Below are 22085 nucleotides of genomic sequence, written 5' to 3'. Positions count from 1 at the left end.
CGTGAAAACACTGTTTGCCAGCCTGCTGGCGCTCTGCTGCGGCGTGGCCGCGGCGGCGGCGCCGGCCGGCTTCCGCCCCGACGAAATCGCGCTGTGGGCCGCCCCGGTCGAGCAAGACGCTGTCTTCGACGCCTGGCGCGCCGAGGTGCCGGTGAACCCGGCTTCCACCATGAAGCTGCTGACCAGCTGGGCCGCACTGAACCGCTTGGGCCCCGGCTACCGCTGGAAGACCGAGTTCCGCACCAGCGCGCCGCTGGAAAACGGCGTGCTGCGCGGCGACCTGTACTGGGTAGGCAGCGGCGACCCGCGCCTCGATACCCCGCGCCTGGCCGAAATGCTGCGCCAGCTCCGCCTGCGCGGCGTACAGCGCATCGACGGCCGCCTGCTGCTGGACAAGCACGCCTACAGCAATGCCGGCACTGCCGACGGCTTTGCCGGCGACGCCGACCGCGTGTTTACCGTGCCGCCCGATACCCACCTGCTCAACCTCAAGGTGGCCTGGTTGCGCTACAGCTTTGACGCCGGTCGCCCAAGCGTGCAGCTGGACCCGCCGCTACCTGGCCTGCAACTGGACAACCAGCTGCAAACCGGCACTGCCGGCAGCTGTGGCGACGTGCGTCAGCACGTGAAAGCCGACATCGACGGCAACCGCATCCGCGTTAGCGGCAAGCTGCCGCCCGCCTGCGACGGCGCGGCCAACTATGTGAACGTCCTGTCGGTCAATGATTTTGCGGTGCAGAGCTTCAGCGCGCTGTGGCAGGGGCTGGGCGGGCAGGGGCCGCAAGCCGCCGGCGTGGCCGCTGCGCCGGCCGACAGCCGTTTGCTGCTGCAGGCCGATTCCGACCCGCTGCTGGCCATCCTTGGCGACGTCAACAAGTTCAGCAACAACACCATGGCGCGCAGTGTGCTGCTGGCGTTGGGCATGCAGTATCCGCAACGCGGCGATACGCTGCAGGACGGCATTGCCCAGGTGCGTGCCTTGCTGCAGGAAAAGCAGCTGGCCGCCGATGGCCTGGTACTGGAAAACGGCGCCGGCCTGTCGCGGCGCGAGCGCATCAGCCCGCGATTGCTGGGCGAGGTACTGCGCGACGCCGCGCGCGGCCCTTACGGCCCGGAGCTGGCCGCCACGCTGCCGTTGGCTGGCGAGGACGGCACGCTGCGCAAGCGCTTGGGCAGCTTTGCCGGCGGCCTGCGCCTGAAGACCGGCACCCTGGACGATACCCGCGCGCTGGCCGGTTACTGGCAGGCGCCGGGCGGGCAGCGGCTGGTGATCGTGGCGGTGGTCAACTCGCCGCGCGCGGCCAACCTGACGCCGGCGCTGGACGCGGCAGTCAGCGACGTGATCCGCCGTTACCAGGCCACCTTGCCGCCGCTGCGGTGAGCGGTGGCTAAGCGCCAGCCGGCGCGCTTATAATCGTGCCATCACCGCTAGGGAAAGCCAGATGAAACCCGTTACCATGTACACCACGGCCGTATGCCCTTACTGCATCCGCGCCAAGCAACTGCTGGCCAGCAAAGGCGTGGCCCAGATCAATGAGATCCGTATCGACCTGGACCCGGCCGAGCGCGAGAAGATGATGAGCATCACCGGCCGCCGCACCGTGCCGCAAATCTTCATCGGCGACACCCATGTCGGCGGCTGTGACGATCTGGTGGCGCTGAACGGCGCCGGCAAGCTAGACGTGCTGCTGGCAGATTGATCTGCATCTCGTCGCTGTCATGCAATCGTGCGATGATGACAGCTGATACCAACCCCGCACCGCACCGGTGCCATAGAGACGTGAACCATGAGCGAACAACAAGAGCTGCAACCGGTATTCTCCATCGAAAAAATCTACGTGAAAGATCTGTCGCTGGAGATCCCGAACGCCCCCGCCATCTTCCTGGAGCAGGAACAGCCGGAAATCGACATGCAGCTGGCTAACGGCGCGCAGCAGCTGGAAGAAGGCTTCTTCGAGTCTTCGATGACCATCACCGTTACCGCCAAAGTCGGCGACAAGACCATGTTCCTGTGCGAAGTCACCCAGGCCGGCATCTTCCAGATCCGCAACCTGCCGGCAGAAGACATCGACCCGATTCTGGGCGTGGCTTGCCCGAACATCCTGTTCCCGTACGCCCGCGAAACCGTGTCCAACCTGGTTGGCCGCGCCGGTTTCCCGCCGGTACTGCTGTCGCCGATCAACTTCGAAGCCCTGTACATGCAGCAACGCGCTGAGCAGGCCGAAGCCGGCAACGCCTGAACCCTATGAAGCGACACGCATTGCTTGCAGCCGTGCTGGCCCTGGTGGCCGGTACGGCTTTTGCACTGGAATTCCGCTCGGTGAAAGAAACCGGCGTCGCCCTGTATGACGCGCCCAATCTGTCGGCCCAGAAACTGTTCGTGGTGAGCCGCTACTTTCCGGTAGAGGTGCTGGCCACGCAGAAAGACTGGTCGCGGGTACGCGACGCCACCGGCGGCATCGCCTGGATTCCTTCTGCCGCGCTGTCTACCCGCCGTACCGTACTGGTAACGGCCGACAAGCTGGCCGTGCGCGAAAGCGCCGACGACAAGGCCCGCGTGCTGTTCTGGGCCGAAAAAGACCTGGTGCTGGACATGGTGGAAGCGCCGCAAAGCAGCTGGGTCAAGCTCAAGCACCGCGACGGCAGCAGCGGTTACGCCCGCATCAATGGCCTGTGGGGCCTGTAAGAGAGGCGTCATGAAGATTACCGTTCTGGGCGCCGGCGCCTGGGGTACCGCGCTGGCGATGGCCTTCAGCCGCCAGCACCACGTCACGCTGTGGGGCCGCGACGCCGCACAGATGATCGATATGCAGGCCAGCCGGCTCAATCGCCGCTACCTGCCCGATTGCCCCTTCCCCGACAACCTGCACCTGTCGGCCGACCTGTCCGAGGCGGTGATGGGTGTCGAGCTGGTGCTGGTGGTGACGCCGATTGCCGGCCTGCGCCCCAGCCTCAAGGAGCTGTCACGCCTGAAGGTGGACGCCCCCATCCTGTGGGCGTGCAAGGGCTTCGAAGCCGGCTCCAGCTTGTTGCCGCACCAGGTGGTTGCCGAAGAGTTTCCGGCACTGAAAACCATCGGCGTGTTGTCCGGCCCCAGCTTCGCCAAGGAAGTGGCGCTGGGCCTGCCGGCGGCGGTGACACTGGCCTCCGAAAACTATGCCTTTGCCCGTGATTTCGCCCGCGAGCTGCACAGCCCGCTGCTGCGTATCTACGCCAATGACGATCTGGTCGGTGTGGAGGTAGGCGGCGCGGTCAAGAACGTGATGGCCATTGCTACCGGCGTGGCCGACGGCCTGGGCTTCGGCATGAACGCCCGGGCGGCGCTGATTACCCGTGGCCTGGCAGAAATCACCCGTCTGGCGGTGGCGCTGGGCGGCAGCCAGCAGAGCATGCTGGGTTTGTCCGGTGTGGGCGACTTGCTGCTGACCTGCACCGGGGCGCTGTCGCGTAACCGCCAGGTGGGCCTCAAGCTGGCAGAAGGCAAGTCGCTGGAGACCATCCTGCAGGAGCTGGGCCACGTGGCCGAAGGCGTGCCGACGGCGCGCGAGGTATTGCGCATGGCCGAGCGCCTGGAGGTAGACATGCCGATCACGGCGGCAGTTTGCGAGCTGCTCTATCATCAGGCCAAGCCGCAAAGCGTGGTAGAGCGTCTGCTGGGACGCACGCCGAAACCGGAGTTCGGCACGCCCTGAGTGCCGCCTGCCGTACACCGAGCACCCCCTTTCCCAGGAAAGGGGGTGTTTTTTTGTGCCGGGCTAGCCGGCGTCGGTGTCAGCCGGGGCGGGCGGCGGGTTGAATACGGCATCCAGTTTCTCGCGCAGGCGCGGCAGGTCGAAGCCTTGATCGTCGGCTTCCAGACGCTGGGCAAAGTGGATGTGATCCTGCTCGTCCACCAGCCACAGCGCAGGGCAGGTGACGCCGGCCAGCGGAATATCCTGCAGCAGGACGCCAAAGTGCTTGTGGAAGTCGCGGCCGCGCAGCGTGGACAGCAGCACCACGTGCGGCAGGCCGTGCTCGCGGCGGGCGCGGGCCAGACTGAACGGGGAGTCCACCGTGATCACGATGAACTGCAGCAGTGGCCACGCTTCCAGGGCGCGGCGCAGGTCTTGCAGCAGGGTGAGGCCGGCTTGCTCGGCGTCGATGGACAGCAAGGTGACCACCAGCTTGACGCGGCCAAGGTAGCGCTCCAGCGAGACGTCGCGCAGCTGTTCGTCCACCAGCATGAAGCTGGGCAGCGTGTGGCCGGCTTCGGGGAAATTGCCGCTGACCTCGAGGGCTTCTTCCTGATAGCTAAAGGGGTGTAGTGCCATGTCTTCCTCCGTTTGTGATACCACTGTGGCTTATCGCGGAGGAAATGCAAGTGTGCAGCGCAGCAGGCCAGGGTTGGCCGCCGCGCTGGCAGACGGGTATTACGGGTAGTAGAAGTGCAGGCTGTAGCCCAGCGCCTTGCCTTGCGCCATGGCCATGCGCAGCTGGATCTTCAGCTCGCTGTTGCTGTTGAACTGGCCCAGTTTGTAATCGCTGGCACTCAGGTATTCTTGCGGCCGAAACGCCTTGCGTACTACCACCTTGTCTTCGGCATCTTTCAGCGTCAGCTCCATCACCGGAAAGGCTTGCGGGTATTTGGCCAGGTTCTTCAGCGTGGCATTCAGCTGGATCAGGTGGTCGTTTTGCGGTACGAACGACAGTTCGGACCATTCGGTACGGATCAGTTGGCGATCGGTCGGCAGCGGCACGCTGCAGCCCAGGCTGGCGCACAGGCTTTCGAAGGCCGGGCGCAGTTCGGGCACTTCAGCGCCGACGCGGGTGCGGTTGATAAACAACAACTGGCCCAGCAAGGCAACCGCCAGCAAGGTACCCAGCACTGCATACAGCCCGGTTTTCACCATGCTGCCAGTGCTGGCGGCCGGCACGGCTTCGTCGTGTTCGGCTTCGGCTTCCGTTTCGGCTACGAAGGCGGGCGCGGCGGGCGGCGGCTCATCAAAATCCGGGGCGCTCAGCGCCGGTTCCTGGCGACGGCTGGTGTCTGGTGCCGGGGCCGCTTCCGTGTCGTCGTCTTCCGGCTGTACGTAGGCCGACAGTTTGCGGTTATTGCCGCTGCTGGCGGGGCTACGCAGCGCTTCGGCCAGCGCCTGCTGGAAAGCGTCCATTTCCGGTTGGCTGCTGCTGGCGGCTTCGGCCTCAGCCTGTGCGGCAGCGGCGCGGAAGTCGGACACGATAGGCTGGCTGGGCGGTTGCGGCGCAGGCGTGGCGCGCTGGCGCTCCATCAGGTCGAAGTCGGGCAGGTCGAAGTCGGTGTCGGGCAGCGGGCTGTCGGGCAGGATGTCGTCGAACGGGCTGGGTGCAGGCTGGCGCTGCGGCGCGGGCGGCGGCGCAGGGTTGGCCGCAGGGGCGGGTTCGAAATCGGGCAGTTCCAGCTCGAAGTCGTCGTCTTCGGCTGGACGCGGGGCAGGGGCCACCGGTGCGGGTGTGGCTTGCTGTACCGGCGGCGGTGTCAGTGCCGCGTCGGCGGCACTGTCGAAATGACTGGGCGCATGAAAAACATGGCTACAGCGCCCGCAGCGTACCATGCCGCCGGCGAGGGCGAGATGGGCGTCAGAGACTTTGAACTTGGTCTGGCAGCTGGGGCACTGTGTGGTGTAGCTCATGGTTTACGGGCGCTTGGTTCCGGATAGTCGGGTCCAGCCCTCGTCGAACACGGCGGCGTCCATATCGAACCATTTGGCGTAAATGGCGGACAGTTCTTCGGCCTGCTCGGCAAGAATGCCGGAAAGCACGATTTTACCACCGGTTTTCACGTGGCTTGCCAGCAATTCGCCCAGCATGCGCAGCGGGTTGGCCAGAATGTTGGCGACTACCACGTCGTACTGGCCGGCTTTCAGCGTGTCCGGCAGGCCGAACTCGGCGCTGACGCCGTTTTGTTGCGCGTTATCCAGGCTGGCACGTACCGCCTGGGCATCGATGTCGATACCACGGGTGGGGCCGGCGCCCAGTTTCAGCGCGGCGATGGCCAGGATGCCGGAACCGCAACCGTAGTCCAGCACCGTTTCGCCACCGCGGATTTCCTGATCCAGCCATTGCAGGCACAGGCGGGTGGTGGGGTGGCTGCCTGTCCCGAAGGCCAGGCCCGGGTCCAGTTGCAGGTTGATGGCGTCCGGGTCCGGCGACTCGTGCCAGGTGGGGGTAATCCACAGGCGGTCGGAGATGCGGATCGGGTCGAACTGGCTTTGCGTCAGGCGCACCCAGTCCTGCTCTTCCACGCGGCCAACGGTGTAGCTGGGCACGTCGATGCGGCACTGGTTGGCCGCGGCCACGATCAGCAGGTCCACGTCGGCATCTTCGGCAAACAGGGTGTTGATCAGGCTGTGCTGCCACAGCTGGTCTACGGGTTCACCCGGCTCGCCGAAGATCGGCTGCTCGTCATCGGTACCCGCCAGCGCATCTTCGATGGTGGCGGACAGGGCGCCAACGTCCATCAGGACGTCGGCCAGTTTCTCGGCCACGGCCGAGTCTGCTTGAATGGTGGCTTGCAGCCATGCCATGGAATTAACTGCCTTTCTTCAGCTGCGCCAGACGCTCTTCCAGGTAGTGGATACTGGTGCCGCCTTGGCGGAAGGCACTATCCAGGAAGAGTTCCTGATGCAGCGGGATATTGGTTTTGATGCCGGTGATGGCCATTTCGGACAGCGCCACGCGCATGCGCGCCATCGCCTGTTCGCGGGTATCACCATAAGCGATCAGTTTACCAATCATCGAGTCGTAGTGGGGCGGAACCGTGTAACCCTGGTAGATGTGCGAGTCGATGCGGATACCCGGGCCACCGGCCGGGTGGTAGCTCTCGATCTTGCCCGGCGACGGGATGAAGCTGAACGGGTCTTCCGCGTTGATGCGGCACTCCATCGCGTGGCCCTTGAACACGATCTGGTCCTGGGTGAAGCGCAGTTTTTCGCCGTAGGCGATGCGGATCTGCTCCTGCACGATGTCGATGCCGGTGATCAGCTCGGAAACCGGGTGTTCCACCTGCACGCGGGTGTTCATCTCGATGAAGTAGAACTCGCCGTTTTCGTACAGGAATTCAAAAGTACCGGCGCCGCGGTAGCCGATGCGGCGGCAGGCTTCGGCGCAGGCCTCACCGATGCGCTGGCGTTGTTCGGCGGTAATGCCCGGTGCCGGCGCTTCTTCGATGATCTTCTGGTGACGGCGCTGCATCGAGCAATCGCGCTCGCCCAGATACACGGCGTTGCCGTGCTGGTCGGCCAGCACCTGGATCTCGATGTGGCGCGGCTGTTCCAGGAATTTTTCCATGTACACGGTGGGGTTGCCAAAGGCAGCACCGGCTTCGGTACGGGTCATGTTCACCGAGTTGATCAGCGCCGCTTCGGTGTGTACCACGCGCATGCCGCGACCGCCACCACCACCGGCAGCCTTGATGATCACCGGGAAGCCGATCTTGCGGGCAATCTTGGTGATTTCCACCGGGTCGTCCGGCAGCGCGCCAGCAACACCCGGTACGGTCGGTACACCGGCTTCGATCATGGCCTGCTTGGCGGACACCTTGTCGCCCATCAGGCGGATGGTTTCGGCGCGCGGGCCGATGAAGGCAAAGCCGGATTGCTCCACGCGCTCGGCGAAGTCGGCGTTTTCCGACAGGAAGCCGTAACCCGGGTGGATGGCCTGGGCGTCGGTTACTTCGGCGGCGGCAATCAGCGCCGGCACATTCAGGTAGCTCTGGGCAGAGGATGCCGGGCCGATGCACACCGATTCGTCGGCCAGCTTCACGTACTTGGCTTCGCGGTCGGCTTCGGAATGCACTACCACGGTCTTGATGCCCATCTCGCGGCAGGCACGCTGGATACGCAGGGCAATTTCACCACGGTTGGCGATCAGGATCTTTTCAAACATGTCGGTATCTCCGCAGCCCGGTAGCCGCGCTTGGGCACCGGGCCGGGCTGTAGGCAGCCCTTTTAATCACGTAATCACGCGAAAACGACAGGGCACGCTGGCGTGCCCTGTCATTTGGAATTCACGGCAGATCGCTGCTGTTATTCGATGATGAACAGCGGCTCGCCGAATTCAACCGGCTGGCCTTCCTCGATCAGCACGGCTTTCACCACACCGGCGCGCTCGGCTTCGATTTCGTTCATCAGCTTCATCGCTTCGATGATGCACAGGGTGTCGCCCACGTTCACTTGCTGGCCCACTTCCACGAACGGCTTGGCGTCCGGGCTCGGGCGGCGGTAGAAGGTACCAACCATCGGCGATTTCACGGCATTGGCGCTGTCGGCAGCCGGGGCCGCAGCCGGTGCGGCGGCAACCGGTGCGGCAGCCGGGGCTGCAGCCATCGGCGCGGCGTGCGGCAGCTGAACGTGCATCGGCTGGGCAAAGTTGACGGCAGCGTTGGCGGATACGCGGGTAATGCGGACTTTTTCTTCGCCTTCGGTCACTTCGAGTTCAGCAATGCCGGATTCCTCGACGAGATCGATCAGCTTCTTCAGTTTGCGCAGGTCCATGGTATTCCTTCGGTAGTATTCGGGTGTTTAAGCCACTGTGGCCAGGCGTTTCATCGCATGAGACAGGGCCATGGCGTAGCCATCGGCGCCCAGGCCGCAAATGACGCCGACCGCCAGGTCCGAAAAATAGGAGTGGTGGCGGAAGGGTTCGCGGGCGTGGACGTTGGACAGATGTACTTCGATATAAGGCAGCTTCACGCCGGCCAGTGCGTCGCGCAGCGCCACGCTGGTATGGGTAAAGGCTGCCGGGTTGATGATGACAAAAGCCGTGCCGTCGGTAAGGCAAGCGTGTACGCGGTCGATCAGGACATGCTCGGCATTGCTTTGCAATATGTCCAGCTCGAAACCGGCGTCAGTGGCTTGTGCACGCAGGCGCTGGTTGATGTCGTCCAGGGTGTCCCGGCCGTAGTGCTGTGGCTCGCGCAGTCCGAGTAGGTTCAGATTGGGGCCGTGCAGCACGAGGATTTTTCGGGTCAAGGTGGTGGTCCCTGTTTTGATATGGGCGCGAGTTTGCAGTAATTGCCGGCAAGTTGTCCAGCAATTGCCGCATTTCAAACGCATGTTTAAGTTGCAGAGTTGTTGGTAAAATGTTGCTGCTTCGAGTGAAAGCACTAACAAATCGGCCCGCTGTCACGCGGCTGAAACTGTAGCGTGGCCAGTTTTTGCCTTGTTGATCTGGCACAAGCAAGCTGCATACCGGGAACGCTGCCACGGGAAGTCGCTCGAAAGGTATAATCCCGCAGTTTTCCAGAAGATAGCCGCACCATGCACGTATCCGATTTCGACTACCACCTGCCCGAGCACCTGATCGCCCAGCACCCGCCCGCCGTGCGCGGCAGCAGCCGCCTGCTGCTGGTAGCAGGAGACACGCTGCGCGACGCGCAGTTCGACGATTTTGCCGACGCCCTGCAAGCCGGCGACGTGATGGTGTTCAACGACACCCGCGTCATCAAGGCACGGCTGTTTGGCGAGAAAGCCAGCGGCGGTAAGGTGGAGGCGCTGGTGGAACGCGTGCTGAACGAGCATGAAGTGCTGGCCCACGTGCGTGCTAGCAAGTCGCCGAAGCCGGGCAGCCGCATCGTGTTTGCCGAGCGCTGGGAAGCCGAGATGGTTGGCCGCGACGACGCGCTGTTCCATTTGCGCTTTCTGGACGAGGCCAACGTGTTCGATATCCTGGACGCCTCCGGCAAGCTGCCGCTACCACCATATATCGAGCGTGATACCGACGCCGACGACGACGAGCGCTACCAGACCGTGTATGCACGGGAAAAGGGCGCGGTGGCCGCGCCGACGGCCGGCCTGCACTTTACCGATGCCATGCTGCAGCGCCTGCGCGACAAGGGCGTGCAGCTGTGCAACGTGACGTTGCACGTGGGTGCCGGCACCTTCCAGCCGGTGCGCGTGGACAACATCGCCGAACACAAGATGCACAGCGAAATCTACGACGTGCCGCAAGCCACCGTGGACGCCATCCACGCCGCGCACGCCGCCGGCCGCCAGGTGCTGGCGGTGGGCACCACCAGCATGCGCGCGCTGGAGTCTGCCGCACGCGGCGACGGCGTGCTGAAGGCGGGCCGCGGCGAGACCGACATCTTCATCACCCCGGGTTACCGCTTCAACGTGGTAGACCGGCTGCTGACCAACTTCCACCTGCCCAAATCCACGCTGCTGATGCTGGTGTCAGCGTTTGCCGGCTACCCGGAAATGCGCGCTGCCTACGCGCACGCCGTGGCGCAGGAATACCGTTTCTTCAGCTATGGCGACGCCATGCTGCTGACGCGCAAGGACTGACATCATGAGCGGACTCTCCCACGATAGCGCCCTGCCGGAAGACATCATCCTGCACGCCGTGTCGCGGCAACTGGAAATCGGCTTCGACGACGGCGCCCGTTTCACGCTGGACGCCGAATACCTGCGCGTGCATTCGCCGTCGGCCGAAGTGCGCGGCCACGGCGTGGGCAACGAGGTGCTGCAGACCGGCAAGAAGCAGGTAGCCATCACCGCGCTGGAGCCGGTGGGCCACTACGCGCTGAAAATCGTGTTCGACGACGGCCACGACAGCGGCCTCTATAGCTGGGCTTACTTATACGAGCTGGGCGCCAAGCGCGACCAGTACTGGCAGGATTATCTGAATCGCCTCGCCGCCGCTGGCGCGAGCAGGGAGTAAACATGGACAACCAGACGCATTTTGGCTTTAAAACCGTCGACGAAAGCGAAAAAGCCGGCAAGGTAGCCGAGGTGTTCCACTCGGTGGCGCAGAAGTACGACGTGATGAACGACCTGATGTCGGGTGGCCTGCACCGCGTGTGGAAGCACTTCACCCTCACCACCTCCGGCGTGCGTGCCGGCGACAAGGTGCTGGACATCGCCGGTGGTACCGGCGACCTGGCGCGTGGCTGGGCCAAGCGCGTGGGCAAAAGCGGCGAAGTGTGGCTCACCGACATCAACAGCTCGATGCTGACCGTTGGCCGCGACCGCCTGCTGGACGAAGGCCTGATCCTGCCGGTATCGCTGGCAGACGCCGAAAAGCTGCCGTTCCCCGACAACTACTTCAACGCCGTGTCGGTAGCCTTCGGCCTGCGCAACATGACGCATAAAGATGCCGCGCTGAAAGAGATGTTCCGCGTGCTGAAGCCGGGCGGCAAACTGTTCGTGCTGGAGTTTTCCAAGGTCTGGAAGCCGCTGTCGCCGTTCTACGATTTCTACTCGTTCAAGGCGCTGCCGGTGATGGGCAAGCTGGTGGCCAATGACGCCGACAGCTACCAGTACCTGGCCGAGTCCATCCGCATGCATCCGGATCAGGAAACCCTGAAGCAGATGATGCTGGACGCCGGCTTTGGCCGCGTCGATTACCACAACATGACCGGTGGCGTGGTGGCGCTGCACAAGGGCGTGAAGTTCTGATGGACGACGCCATTGCCGCCCGCCTGGCCGAACTGGGCATCACGGCGGCAAGGTTGGCCGCACGCGGCCTGCAACCGTACGCAGAAGCCGCTGCCGAGCAACTGGTGCTGGCCGACGTTAACGACGCCGGGCGCGAGTTCCACCTGCTGCCTGGTGCCGCTGACGCGTGGCAGGCCATGCGCGATGCCGCCGCTGCCGATGGTGTGACGCTGTTTCTGGTGTCCGCCTTCCGCAGCGTGGCGCGGCAGCACGAGATTGTGGCCGCCAAACTGGCGCGTGGCCAGAGCCTGGACGCCATTCTGGCCGTCAGCGCCGCCCCCGGCTTCAGCGAGCACCATACCGGCCGTGCCATCGATATCGGCACCCCCGGCTCGCCGGTGCTGGAACAACACTTTGAAACCACTCCGGCCTTTGCCTGGCTGCAGCAATGTGCGGCCAACTATGGTTTTGCCATGAGCTTTGGCCCGGACAACGCCAGCGGCTACTTGTACGAGCCCTGGCACTGGTGCTGGCAACCCACTGCCGCCCAGCCCACATCGAAAGGACTAACCGCATGAAACACCTCTCCAAACTCGGCATCGTGACCGTGGTTTCCGCTGCCCTGCTGGCCAGTGGTTGCGCCTCGGTAGACCTCGACCAATACACCAACACCCAGAAGGGTGCCGTGCTGGGCACTATCGGTGGCGCCGTACTGGGCGCAGCGGTCGCCGGCAAGGGCAACCGCAATAAGGGTGCCGTGATCGGCGCTATCGGCGGCGGCCTGGCCGGTGCCGGCGTGGGCGCGTACATGGACAAGCAGGCACAGGACTTCGAAAAGCAGCTGGCCCCGCAAATCCAGTCCGGCGCCATCGAACTGAAGAAAAACGCCGACCACAGCCTGACCGTGACCATGACCTCGGCCACCGCCTTTGACAGCAACTCGGCCAGCCTGAAACAAGCCTTCCTGCCGACGCTGGCTACCATCGGCAGCATCGTCAAGCGCTACGGCAAGACCACGCTGGATATCGAAGGCCATACCGACGCCAGCGGTAACGACAAGATCAACCAGCCGTTGTCCGAACAGCGCGCTGCCGCAGTAGAACGCCAGCTGGCCAGCTTGGGCGTGCAGCCGGAGCGCATGAGCGCCGCCGGTTACGGCGCCAGCCGCCCGCGTGCCGACAACAAGACCGAAGCCGGCAAGCAACTGAACCGCCGTGTGGAAATCCAGATCGTGCCGGTGGTGCAGTAAGGCATGAACGCCTGGCTGCTGCTGGCCGCTGCCATCGCCGCCGAGGTGGTGGCCACCTCGTCGCTGAAGCTGGCGGCCGGTTTTACCCGGCCGCTGCCCTCGCTGGTGGTGGTGGCCGGCTACGTGCTGGCGTTCTGGCTGCTGTCGCAAGTGGTGCAGCGGCTGGACCTGGGCGTGGTGTACGCCATCTGGTGCGGTGTCGGCATGGCGGTGGTGGCGGCCGTGGGCGTGTTTTACTACGGCGAGGGCATGCCGCCGTTGAAGCTGGCCGGCATTGTGGCCATCATCATTGGTACCGTTTTATTGAGTCTGGCCAGCAAGGGGCATTGATATGGGCTTGCGTATTGCCGCATTTAATCATCTGTTGAACCAGCACCCGGCGGTGCGTGCCGAGTTGGCGCAGCATGCCGGGCGCCGCATCGGCATCAGCCTGCCGCCGTTCGATCTGGCGGGTGTGGTCACCAGCGACGGCTGGCTGGCGGCGTGTGAAGGCGAGCCGGAAGCGCGCCTGCGGCTGAAGCACGGCGTGGCGCTGGCGCAGCTGTCCGGCCGCGAGCCGGACATGGCCGACATCGTGCTGGAAGGCGATACCGAGCTGGCGGCCAACGTTGGCCGCATTGTGCGCCAGCTGCAGTGGGACGCCACCGAAGACCTGTCGCGCGTGGTGGGCGACGTGGCGGCGCACCGCGTGCAAGGCTGGGTGCGCGGCCTGTTCGGCATCAAGGGCGAGATCGGTGGCCGCTTGCTGGAAGCCTGGGTCGAGCACCTGCGCGAAGAAGCGCCGCTGCTGGCCAAAAAGACCGACGTCGAGGCGTTTGTCAGCGCGGTGGACACGCTGCGCGAAGATGCCGACCGTTTCGAAAAACGCCTGGCGCTGCTGGAAGCGCGTGCGGCCAACCTTCGCCAACCATAACAACAAAGCCCCATCATGCGTATTGCGCGTCTGCTCAAGATTGTTTCCGTGTTCTACCGCTTCGGCCTGGACGATTTCCTGGCTGGCCGCCCCAAGGTGGGGCTGATCGCCACGCTGTTCCGTCTGCTGCCGCTGCCGCGCGATACCGATGCGCCGTTGCCGCAGCGCGTGCGGCTGGCGCTGGAACACCTGGGGCCGATCTTCATCAAGTTCGGCCAGGTGCTGTCCACCCGTCGCGACTTGCTGCCGCCCGATTACGCCGATGAGCTGGCGCGGCTACAGGACCGTGTACCGCCGTTCGACAGCGCCATCGCGCGCGAGGTGATCGAGCGCAGTTTCGGCCAGCGCGTGGCCGACATCTATGCCGAATTCGACGACGTGCCGGTAGCCAGCGCCTCGGTGGCGCAGGTGCACCGCGCCCGCCTGCATGGCAGCAACGGCCAGCCGGGCAAGGCGGTGGCGGTGAAAGTGCTGCGCCCGGGCATTCTTCCGGTGATCGAGCAAGATCTGGCGCTGATGGCGGTGCTGGCCGGGCTGGTAGAGCGCTTCCTGCCCGACGGCAAACGGCTGAAACCACGCGAGGTGGTGGCCGAGTTCGACCGCCACCTGCACGACGAGCTGGACCTGATGCACGAGGCTGGCAACGCCAGCCAGCTGCACCGCAATTTCATCGGCAGCGACATGCTGATCGTGCCGGAGGTGTACTACGACTACACCCGGCGCGAGGTGATGACCATGCAGTGGATGGACGGTATCCCGGTGGGGCAGATCGACCGCCTGCGCGACGCCGGCATCGACCTGAAAAAACTCAGCCGCTTTGGCGTGGAAATCTTCTTTACCCAGGTGTTCCGGCACGGCTTTTTTCATGCCGACATGCACCCGGGCAACATCCTGGTGGCTGCCGATGGCCGCTACATCGCGCTGGACTTCGGCATCGTCGGCAGCCTCACCGAGACCGACAAGCACTACCTGGCGGTGAACTTCCTGGCCTTCTTCAACCGCGACTACCACCGCGTCGCCACCGCGCATATCGAGTCCGGCTGGGTGCCGCGCGATACCCGCGCCGAAGAGCTGGAAGCGGCGATCCGTACCGTGTGCGAGCCCATCTTCAACAAGCCGCTGTCGCAGATCAGCTTCGGCATGGTGCTGCTGCGCCTGTTCGAGACCAGCCGCCGTTTCAATGTGGAAATCCAGCCGCAGCTGGTGTTGCTGCAGAAGACGCTGTTGAACATTGAAGGCCTCGGTCGTCAGCTGGACCCGGACCTGGACCTGTGGGACACCGCCAAACCGTTCCTTACCAAGTGGATGAACGAACAGATCGGCTGGCGCGGCCTGTTGCGTACGCTGAAGCACGAAGTACCGCAGTGGGCCACCACCTTGCCCACCATTCCGCGCAAGCTGGGCGAGGCGCTATCCGGCCAGACCACCGAACTTGTGCTGCAAGGCTATATCCAACTGATGCGCGAGCAGAAAACGCAGAATTTCATGCTGAAACTGATCGCGCTGCTGTTGCTGGCGCTGCTGGTGATCCTGCTGACGCGCGGCGTGCCTGGCTGACAGGCTGCTGGCGGACAAGCACACGGCTGGGCTGGCGCGCGATGCGTTACCCCAGCCGTTTTGTTTGGCGGCAGGCGGCTGCGGTAACGCATTCTGATCCAAAGGAGTTGTCATGCTGAGTCGTTCTGCCGATTTACCGCGCATTGTCATCGTTGGTGGCGGCGCCGGGGGCCTGGAGCTGGCCACCCGCCTGGGCCGCCAGCTGGGCCTGCGCCACCGTGCCCGCATCGTGCTGGTGGACGGGGCGCCCACCCACATCTGGAAGCCCTTGCTGCACGAAGTGGCCACCGGCGTGCTCAATAGCGGCGAGGACGAGGTGAACTACTTCGCCCACGGTTACCACAACGGTTATGACTTCGAGTTCGGTTACATGCAGGGGCTGGACCGCCAGCAACGGCTGATCCGCCTGGCCGCCATTCACGGCAGCGACGGCCAGCAGCTAAGCCCGCCACGCGACATCGGTTACGACTGGCTGGTGCTGGCGGTGGGGGCGCAGAGCAATGATTTCGGCACCCCGGGCGTGGCCGAGCACGCCTTGCAGCTGAACACGCCGCAGGACGCCGAACGCCTGCGCCACCGCCTGCTGGAACTGGCCTTCCGTTGCAGCAGCGGCCAGCAGCCGGGGCTGGATATCGCCATCGTTGGCGGCGGCGCCACCGGCGTGGAGCTGGCAGCCGAACTGAACCACACGGTGCGCGAAATGCACGTCTACGGTGCCCGGTTGCAGCCGGCGCAGGTACACATCAGCGTGATCGAAGGCGCCGAGCGTATCCTGGCGGCCGCGCCGCCGTCGCTGTCTGCCTACGCCGAAGAACAGTTGGCCGCACGCCATGTGCGCGTGCTTACCCGTAGCCGGGTGGCGGCGGTGACCGCCGACGGTGTACAGCTGCAGGACGGCAGTACGGTAGCGGCCGACATGACGGTATGGGCGGCCGGGGTAAAGGCGCCGGCCTGGCTGGCGCAGCTGGATGGCCTGGCGGTGAACGGGCTGAACCAGTTGCAGGTAGACGCCCAGTTGCGCTGCGTAGCGGGCGAAAACATTGTGGCAATGGGCGATTGCGCGGCGTGCCCGGGGCCGGATGGCCGCCCGTTGCCGGCTACCGCACAAGTGGCGCACCAGCAGGCGCAGTGGCTGGCCGGTGCGCTGCAGGCCTGGCTACAGCAGCAGGCGGTGCCGGATTTTGCTTTCAAGCCGCAAGGCATGATGGTGTCGCTGGGCAAGCACACCGCGGTGGGCAGCCTGGCGGCCATTGTCGGCCCCAAGCGCGATTACTACGTGGAAGGGCGCGGCGCCAAGCTGATCTACGCCTCGCTGTACCGCATGCACCAGGCAGCGGTACACGGCTGGTGGCTGGCCGGGCTGCTGTGGGTGGGTGATCGTTTACGCCGTGTGGCGCGGCCGGCGCTGAAGCTGCACTGAGCGGCGAGCCACATAGCACAAGGCCGCCCATGGGCGGCCTTGTCGCATTAACGCATGCGCCGGCTAGGCGTGCCAGTGCTGCCAGCCCCACAACAGCACACCGGCTGCCAGCAGCCAGCACAGTGTTGCCAACAGCAGCGTCGATGCCAGCGGCAGGCGCACGCTCAGCAGGTATACCGCCAGCAGGTAGGCGGCGTAGGGCAGCAGCGCACACAGGCCAAACAGCGCGGTCTGCTGCAAGTCGGCCGCGCTGCGGCTGCGGCCAACCACCACGTGGGCGATCAGGGCAAAGGTGGGGAACAGCGGTACCAGCCCCGCCACAAAGAAATAGCGGCTGCCGGACAGCCACTGGATCAGCAGCACCGCCAGCGCGCCTAGCAGGCACTTGCCCAGCAGGGCGATGTCCATCAGCTACCCAGCAGCGCGGCAACCACGCGGCGGTCTTCCGCCAGCAGGATGTTGTAGGTTCGGCACGCGGCGCTGGTGTCCATCACTTCCACGCCGATACCGGCGTTGGTCAGCGCGGCGCTCAGGCGCGGGTGCGGGAAGCGCAGCGTACTGCCGCTGCCGAAGATCACCAGCTCCGGCTGCAGCGCCAGCAACTGGGAAAAGTGCGCCTCTTCCAGCGCCTCGAAGCTGGCCGGCGGCCATGGTGTAATGCTATCGGCGGTGACCACCAGGCTGCCCTGGTGACGTACCCGGTTGATTTCCACATAGCCCGCGCCGTGCGCGGTAAACAGGTTGGCACCTGCGGTATTGGACTCGTGCAGTTTCATGATGAAATCCTGTTGGCGGGTGTAGTGCAGTGCACCACGGATTGGGATAGGATTATACCCCGCCTGGCCGGAAAGCCAGGGCCGGATACGCCCGCCGCTTGCGGCAGACCACAGGACAAACGACAGGTGGCGCACGCCACCGCAGAAGACGGTAATACCCCTCATGCAGCCTATCCAGAAATCCCAGAAACTTGCCAACGTCTGCTACGACATTCGCGGCCCGGTGCTCGAACACGCCAAGCGGATGGAGGAAGAAGGCCACCGCATCATCAAGCTGAACATCGGCAACCCGGCGCCCTTCGGTTTCTTCGCCCCGGACGAGATCATCGAGGACGTCATCGTCAACCTGCAGAACGCGTCCGGTTACTGTGATTCCAAAGGCCTGTTTGCCGCGCGCAAGGCCATCATGCACTACGCGCAGCAGAAGCACCTGCCGCAGGTGGGCATGGAAGACATCTACATCGGCAACGGCGTGTCCGAGCTGATCGTGATGGCGATGCAGGCGCTGCTGGACAACGGCGACGAGGTGCTGGTGCCGGCGCCGGATTACCCGCTGTGGACCGCCGCCGTCAGCCTGGCCGGCGGCCAGCCGGTGCACTACCTGTGCGACGAAAACGACGGCTGGATGCCGTCCATCGCCGACATCCGCGCCAAGATCACGCCGCGTACCAAGGCGCTGGTGATCATCAACCCGAACAACCCCACCGGCGCGCTGTACCCCGACCACGTACTGCAGCAGCTGGTAGACGTGGCGCGTGAATTCGGCCTGCTGCTGTACGCCGACGAAATCTACGACAAGGTGCTGTACGACGGCGCCACCCACACTTCCATCGCCTCGCTGGCGCCGGACCTGATGGTGTGCACCTTCAACGGCTTGTCCAAAAACTACCGTGCCTGCGGCTACCGCGCCGGCTGGATGATCCTGTCCGGCGACAAGCGTCGCGCCAAGGACTATATCGAAGGCCTGAACATGCTGGCCTCGATGCGCCTGTGCGCCAACGTGCCGGCGCAGTACGCCATCCAGACCGCGCTGGGCGGCTACCAGAGCATCGACGATCTGGTGGCGCCGGGCGGCCGCCTGGCGCGCCAGCGCGACCTGGCGTACAAGCTGCTCACCGACATTCCGGGGGTAAGCTGCGTCAAGCCGCAAGGCGCGCTGTACCTGTTCCCGCGTCTGGACCCGGCGGTTTACCCTATCGAAGACGACCAGCAGTTCATCCTGGAGCTGCTGCAGCAAGAGCGCGTGTTGCTGGTGCAGGGCAGTGGCTTCAACTGGATTGCGCCGGATCACTTCCGCGTGGTATTCCTACCCAATAGCGACGATCTGACCGAAGCTATCGGCCGCATCGCCCGCTTCCTGGAAAACTACCGCAAACGCCACGGTACCGCATGAACCTACTCGTCCGCGCCGCACTGAAACACCGTCTGGTCAAGCGCCAGGCGCGGGCGAGGCATCATTGAACAAAGGGGCGTGCGCGCCCCTTTGTGCTGTCTGCGGTCAACCCGCCGGGTTGGCCGCAGCAAAGCGATAACAAGCTGGGCAACAGAACCAGCAGCTGCCAGCGGCAGCAGGCCGACGTGCCAGGGAAATTTGAAAACCGAAACAGCAGGAGTATTCACGAATGAAGCCGATCAATATTGGCCTGATGGGGGTGGGAACAGTCGGTGGCGGTGTCGCCACCGTATTGAAGCGTAACGCGGAAGAAATCAGCCGTCGCGCCGGTCGCGACATCCGCCTCACCATCGCTTCCCGCCGCAATGTGGAACAAGCCCGCGAGCTGGTGGGTGCCGACGTCACCGTGGTGGCCGACGCCTTCGCCGTGGTGAACCACCCGGACGTGGACATCGTGGTCGAGCTGATCGGTGGCGATACCGTGGCCAAGGAGCTGGTGCTGCAGGCCATCGCCAACGGCAAGCACGTGGTCACCGCCAACAAGAAGCTGCTGGCCGTACACGGCAACGAGATTTTTGCCCGCGCGCAGGAAAAAGGCGTGATGGTGGCGTTTGAAGCGGCGGTAGCCGGCGGCATTCCCATCATCAAGGCGCTGCGCGAAGGCCTGTCGGCCAACCGCATCGAATGGTTGGCTGGCATCATCAACGGCACCTCCAACTTCATTCTCAGCGAGATGCGCGACAAGGGCGCCGACTTCGCCGACGTGCTGAAAGAGGCGCAAGCGCTGGGCTACGCCGAAGCCGACCCCACCTTCGACGTGGAAGGCCACGACGCCGGCCACAAGCTCACCATCATGGCCGCCATCGCCTTCGGCATCCCGATGCACTTCGACCAGTGTTACCTGGAAGGCATCAGCCAACTGGCCGGCAAGGACATCCAGTACGCTGAAGAGCTGGGCTACCGCGTCAAGCTGCTGGGCCTCACCCGTCGTACCGCGCAAGGCGTGGAGCTGCGCGTGCACCCGACGCTGATCCCCGAGCAGCAGCTGATCGCCAACGTGAACGGCGTGATGAACGCGGTACTGGTACGTGGTGATGCCATCGGCCAGGCGCTGTTCAACGGCCCGGGCGCCGGCGCGCTGCCCACCGCCTCGGCCGTGGTGGCCGATATTGTCGACGTGGCCCGCCTGCTGACGTCCGACCCGGAACACCGCGTGCCGCACCTGGCCTTCCAGCCGGACCAGCTGAAAGACCTGCCCATCCTGCCGATGGGCGAGGTGGTCAGCAGCTACTACCTGCGTATCCAGGCGGTGGACCGCGCCGGCGTGATGGCCGACATCACCCGCCTGCTGGCCGAGAACGGCATCTCCATCGAAGCGCTGATCCAGAAAGGCTCCGCCGCCGATGGCTCCGCCGAGATCGTGATCCTGACGCACCGCGTGCTGGAAAAAGCCGCCAACGCCGCCATTGCCGCCATCGAGGCGCTGGACAGCGTAGCCGGCAAGGTAGTGCGCCTGCGCATGGAAGAGCTCAATGGCTAAGCGCCTGCTTGCCCTGTTGGCCGCCAGCACCTTGCTGGCGGGTTGTGCCAGCCTAGCCCCGCGCCAGCTGGCGCAGGACCGCATGAACGACGCCTGCAAAAGCAAGATCGCCAGCACGCCGCTGCTGCCCTTGTTGAGCTCGCAAAGCAAGATCAACGGCTATTGCAGCTGCGCCAGCGACAAGCTGGTGTCCGGCCTCAGCAACAGCGAGCTGCTGGAGGTATCGGCCAAGGGCAAGGATGTCCTGGCCGACCCCGCCTGGCAGGGGCGCCTGCTGAACGTGGGCCTGCAATGCCTGAATACTCTGGTTCGATAACATGAAATACATCAGCACCCGTGGCGGCATGGCGCCGCTTGCTTTCTCCGACACCATCCTGATGGGCCTGGCGCCGGATGGCGGCCTGGCGCTGCCGGAAAGCTACCCGCAGGTTGGCCGCGCCCAGCTGGACGCCTGGCGCGACCTGTCCTACGCCGAGCTGGCGTTCGAGATCATCCGCCTGTTTGCTACCGATATTCCGGAAGCCGACCTCAAAGCCATCCTGGACCGCACCTACACTGCCGAGGTATACGGCAGCGAGGCCATCACCCCGGTGAAGCGCCTGCACGACGGCCTGGTCATCCTGGAACTGTCCAACGGCCCGACGCTGGCGTTCAAGGACATGGCCATGCAGTTCCTGGGCAACCTGTTCGAGTACGTGCTGGCCAAGAAGGGCGAACAGCTGAACATCGTAGGCGCCACCTCCGGCGATACCGGTTCGGCGGCCGAGTACGCGATGCGCGGCAAGCAGGGCATCAACGTGTTCATGCTGAGCCCGGACGGCCTGATGAGTCCGTTCCAGCGCGCGCAGATGTACAGCCTGCAGGACGCCAACATCCACAACATTGCCATCAAGGGCATGTTCGACGATTGCCAGGATATCGTGAAGGCGGTGCAGAACGACCACGCCTTCAAAAACCAGTACAAGATCGGCACCGTCAACTCCATCAACTGGGCACGTGTGGTGGCGCAGGTGGTGTACTACTTCAAGGGCTACTTCAACGCCACCAGCAGCAACGACGAGCAAGTCAGCTTCTGCGTGCCGTCCGGCAACTTCGGCAACGTCTGCGCCGGCCACATCGCCCGCCAGATGGGTCTGCCGGTGCAACGCCTGATCGTGGCCACCAACGAGAACGACGTGCTGGACGAGTTCTTCAAGACCGGCCGCTACCAGCCGCGTGGCACCGCTAATACCTGGGTAACGTCCAGCCCGTCGATGGACATCTCCAAGGCGTCCAACTTCGAGCGTTTCGTGTTCGACCTGCTGGGCCGTGACGGCGCTGCCGTGGCCGCGCTGTGGGCCGAAGTGGACGCCGGCCGTGGTTTCGACCTGGGCGACAAGCTGGCGCAGATCCGCGAGCAGTTCGGTTTTGTGTCCGGCAAGAGCAGCCACGCCGACCGCCTGGCCACCATCCGCACCGTGGACGCCGAAGACCAGGTGGTGGTGGACACCCACACCGCTGATGGCATCAAGGTGGCGCGCGAAGTGCGCCTGCCGGGTGAGACCATCGTCTGCCTGGAAACCGCGCTGCCGGCCAAGTTTGCCGACACCATCCGCGAGGCGCTGAACCGCGACGCACCGCGTCCGGCCGGCTTCGAGGGGCTGGAAGACCTGCCGCAAAAGGTAACGGTGTTCGACGCCGACGCCGACGCGGTGAAAGCCTACGTGCGCCAAGCCTTGGCTTAAGGCGCTAGTCGTTTTGCATGACGAACAAGGCCCGCCATCCGGCGGGCCTTGTTGTTGTTGGCCAACCCTGGCGCTGCCGGTGGCAAGGTTGGCCGCAAGCCGTGGGCCGGCAACAAAAAA

General features: G+C 64.6%; 26 protein-coding genes. 18 read left to right on the top strand and 8 right to left on the bottom strand.

The genetic code is table 11. The features are described from left to right. Window position 1 precedes the first annotated feature (1 nt). From dacB to FLQ03_RS15975, 5 genes are all read left to right on the top strand, one after another. Window positions 2–1381 carry a D-alanyl-D-alanine carboxypeptidase/D-alanyl-D-alanine endopeptidase gene (dacB, locus tag FLQ03_RS15995; RefSeq protein ID WP_144373179.1) on the top strand — a complete coding sequence of 460 codons (1380 nt, stop codon included), beginning with the start codon at window positions 2–4 and terminating at the stop codon, window positions 1379–1381. Between the two features lie 61 nt (window positions 1382–1442). Continuing rightward, a complete protein-coding gene (gene grxC / locus FLQ03_RS15990; protein ID WP_144373178.1) occupies window positions 1443–1700 on the top strand; it encodes a glutaredoxin 3 in 258 nt (85 codons plus the stop codon). Between the two features lie 87 nt (window positions 1701–1787). Then, window positions 1788–2240: a protein-export chaperone SecB gene (secB, locus tag FLQ03_RS15985; protein ID WP_144373177.1), complete on the top strand. Its 453-nt coding sequence runs from the start codon at window positions 1788–1790 to the stop codon at window positions 2238–2240. 5 nt (window positions 2241–2245) lie between these two features. Continuing rightward, entirely contained in the window at window positions 2246–2686 is a 441-nt protein-coding gene (locus tag FLQ03_RS15980; RefSeq protein ID WP_144373176.1) for an SH3 domain-containing protein, read from the top strand. 10 nt (window positions 2687–2696) lie between these two features. Continuing rightward, window positions 2697–3692: an NAD(P)H-dependent glycerol-3-phosphate dehydrogenase gene (locus FLQ03_RS15975; RefSeq protein WP_144373175.1), complete on the top strand. Its 996-nt coding sequence runs from the start codon at window positions 2697–2699 to the stop codon at window positions 3690–3692. Window positions 3693–3755: 63 nt separating this feature from the next. Here the strand turns inward: FLQ03_RS15975 and FLQ03_RS15970 are convergent, their stop codons facing one another. The 6 genes from FLQ03_RS15970 to aroQ form a co-directional block, all read right to left on the bottom strand. Then, window positions 3756–4310, bottom strand: a complete 555-nt coding sequence (locus FLQ03_RS15970) for a redoxin family protein (RefSeq protein WP_144373174.1) — start codon at window positions 4308–4310, stop codon at window positions 3756–3758. A gap of 99 nt (window positions 4311–4409) precedes the next feature. After that, complete coding sequence (locus FLQ03_RS15965) at window positions 4410–5648, bottom strand: DUF3426 domain-containing protein (RefSeq protein ID WP_144373188.1); 1239 nt, start codon at window positions 5646–5648, stop codon at window positions 4410–4412. A gap of 3 nt (window positions 5649–5651) precedes the next feature. Continuing rightward, window positions 5652–6542 carry a 50S ribosomal protein L11 methyltransferase gene (gene prmA / locus FLQ03_RS15960; RefSeq protein ID WP_144373173.1) on the bottom strand — a complete coding sequence of 297 codons (891 nt, stop codon included), beginning with the start codon at window positions 6540–6542 and terminating at the stop codon, window positions 5652–5654. Between the two features lie 4 nt (window positions 6543–6546). Continuing rightward, entirely contained in the window at window positions 6547–7902 is a 1356-nt protein-coding gene (gene accC, locus FLQ03_RS15955) for an acetyl-CoA carboxylase biotin carboxylase subunit (protein WP_144373172.1), read from the bottom strand. Between the two features lie 140 nt (window positions 7903–8042). Next, a complete protein-coding gene (gene accB / locus FLQ03_RS15950; RefSeq protein WP_144373171.1) occupies window positions 8043–8510 on the bottom strand; it encodes an acetyl-CoA carboxylase biotin carboxyl carrier protein in 468 nt (155 codons plus the stop codon). A 27-nt stretch (window positions 8511–8537) separates the two neighbouring features. Further along, window positions 8538–8987, bottom strand: a complete 450-nt coding sequence (aroQ, locus tag FLQ03_RS15945; RefSeq protein WP_144373170.1) for a type II 3-dehydroquinate dehydratase — start codon at window positions 8985–8987, stop codon at window positions 8538–8540. 288 nt (window positions 8988–9275) lie between these two features. Between aroQ and queA the strand changes: the two genes are divergently transcribed. The 9 genes from queA to FLQ03_RS15900 all read left to right on the top strand — a co-directional run bounded on the left by queA (window position 9276) and on the right by FLQ03_RS15900 (window position 16532). Beyond that, entirely contained in the window at window positions 9276–10301 is a 1026-nt protein-coding gene (queA, locus tag FLQ03_RS15940; protein ID WP_144373169.1) for a tRNA preQ1(34) S-adenosylmethionine ribosyltransferase-isomerase QueA, read from the top strand. Window positions 10302–10305: 4 nt separating this feature from the next. After that, window positions 10306–10677: a gamma-butyrobetaine hydroxylase family protein gene (locus FLQ03_RS15935; protein ID WP_144373168.1), complete on the top strand. Its 372-nt coding sequence runs from the start codon at window positions 10306–10308 to the stop codon at window positions 10675–10677. A gap of 2 nt (window positions 10678–10679) precedes the next feature. Continuing rightward, entirely contained in the window at window positions 10680–11414 is a 735-nt protein-coding gene (gene ubiE, locus FLQ03_RS15930) for a bifunctional demethylmenaquinone methyltransferase/2-methoxy-6-polyprenyl-1,4-benzoquinol methylase UbiE (RefSeq protein WP_144373167.1), read from the top strand. Continuing rightward, window positions 11414–11971 carry a M15 family metallopeptidase gene (locus FLQ03_RS15925; RefSeq protein ID WP_144373166.1) on the top strand — a complete coding sequence of 186 codons (558 nt, stop codon included), beginning with the start codon at window positions 11414–11416 and terminating at the stop codon, window positions 11969–11971. Before ubiE ends, FLQ03_RS15925 begins: the two co-directional genes overlap by 1 nt. Further along, entirely contained in the window at window positions 11968–12642 is a 675-nt protein-coding gene (locus FLQ03_RS15920) for a YiaD family glycine zipper/OmpA-like lipoprotein (RefSeq protein ID WP_144373165.1), read from the top strand. The genes FLQ03_RS15925 and FLQ03_RS15920 overlap by 4 nt, the downstream gene beginning before the upstream one ends. Before the next feature lie 3 nt (window positions 12643–12645). Next, window positions 12646–12972 (top strand): DMT family transporter, encoded by a 327-nt coding sequence (locus tag FLQ03_RS15915; protein WP_144373164.1) that lies wholly within the window; start codon window positions 12646–12648, stop codon window positions 12970–12972. A gap of 1 nt (window position 12973) precedes the next feature. Then, the gene (locus FLQ03_RS15910; protein ID WP_144373163.1) at window positions 12974–13555 is read left to right on the top strand and encodes a ubiquinone biosynthesis accessory factor UbiJ; all 582 of its coding nucleotides are present in this window, start codon (window positions 12974–12976) and stop codon (window positions 13553–13555) included. A gap of 15 nt (window positions 13556–13570) precedes the next feature. Continuing rightward, window positions 13571–15112, top strand: coding sequence for a ubiquinone biosynthesis regulatory protein kinase UbiB (gene ubiB, locus FLQ03_RS15905; protein ID WP_144373162.1), 1542 nt, complete (start codon window positions 13571–13573; stop codon window positions 15110–15112). A 112-nt stretch (window positions 15113–15224) separates the two neighbouring features. After that, window positions 15225–16532, top strand: coding sequence for an NAD(P)/FAD-dependent oxidoreductase (locus FLQ03_RS15900; RefSeq protein WP_144373161.1), 1308 nt, complete (start codon window positions 15225–15227; stop codon window positions 16530–16532). Window positions 16533–16595: 63 nt separating this feature from the next. Here the strand turns inward: FLQ03_RS15900 and FLQ03_RS15895 are convergent, their stop codons facing one another. Together FLQ03_RS15895 and FLQ03_RS15890 are read right to left on the bottom strand one after the other, a co-directional pair. Further along, on the bottom strand, window positions 16596–16940 hold the full coding sequence (locus FLQ03_RS15895) for a GlpM family protein (RefSeq protein WP_144373160.1): 345 nt from the start codon (window positions 16938–16940) through the stop codon (window positions 16596–16598). After that, window positions 16940–17308 (bottom strand): Mth938-like domain-containing protein, encoded by a 369-nt coding sequence (locus FLQ03_RS15890; RefSeq protein WP_144373159.1) that lies wholly within the window; start codon window positions 17306–17308, stop codon window positions 16940–16942. The genes FLQ03_RS15895 and FLQ03_RS15890 overlap by 1 nt, the downstream gene beginning before the upstream one ends. A gap of 163 nt (window positions 17309–17471) precedes the next feature. Here FLQ03_RS15890 and FLQ03_RS15885 point away from each other — a divergent pair, with 163 nt between their 5' ends. The 4 genes from FLQ03_RS15885 to thrC all read left to right on the top strand — a co-directional run bounded on the left by FLQ03_RS15885 (window position 17472) and on the right by thrC (window position 21965). Next, on the top strand, window positions 17472–18701 hold the full coding sequence (locus FLQ03_RS15885) for a pyridoxal phosphate-dependent aminotransferase (RefSeq protein ID WP_017508168.1): 1230 nt from the start codon (window positions 17472–17474) through the stop codon (window positions 18699–18701). A 229-nt stretch (window positions 18702–18930) separates the two neighbouring features. Continuing rightward, complete coding sequence (locus FLQ03_RS15880; RefSeq protein WP_144373158.1) at window positions 18931–20241, top strand: homoserine dehydrogenase; 1311 nt, start codon at window positions 18931–18933, stop codon at window positions 20239–20241. Continuing rightward, window positions 20234–20557: a hypothetical protein gene (locus tag FLQ03_RS15875; protein ID WP_144373157.1), complete on the top strand. Its 324-nt coding sequence runs from the start codon at window positions 20234–20236 to the stop codon at window positions 20555–20557. The genes FLQ03_RS15880 and FLQ03_RS15875 overlap by 8 nt, the downstream gene beginning before the upstream one ends. Window position 20558: 1 nt before the next feature. Further along, window positions 20559–21965, top strand: coding sequence for a threonine synthase (gene thrC / locus FLQ03_RS15870; RefSeq protein WP_144373156.1), 1407 nt, complete (start codon window positions 20559–20561; stop codon window positions 21963–21965). Window positions 21966–22085 lie beyond the last annotated feature (120 nt).

The sequence above is a fragment of the Vogesella urethralis genome (assembly GCF_007644045.2).
GTDB lineage: Bacteria > Pseudomonadota > Gammaproteobacteria > Burkholderiales > Chromobacteriaceae > Vogesella > Vogesella urethralis.
The sequence above is the reverse complement of the archived record's forward strand: the minus strand, read 5'-3'. Positions and strand labels throughout refer to the sequence as shown.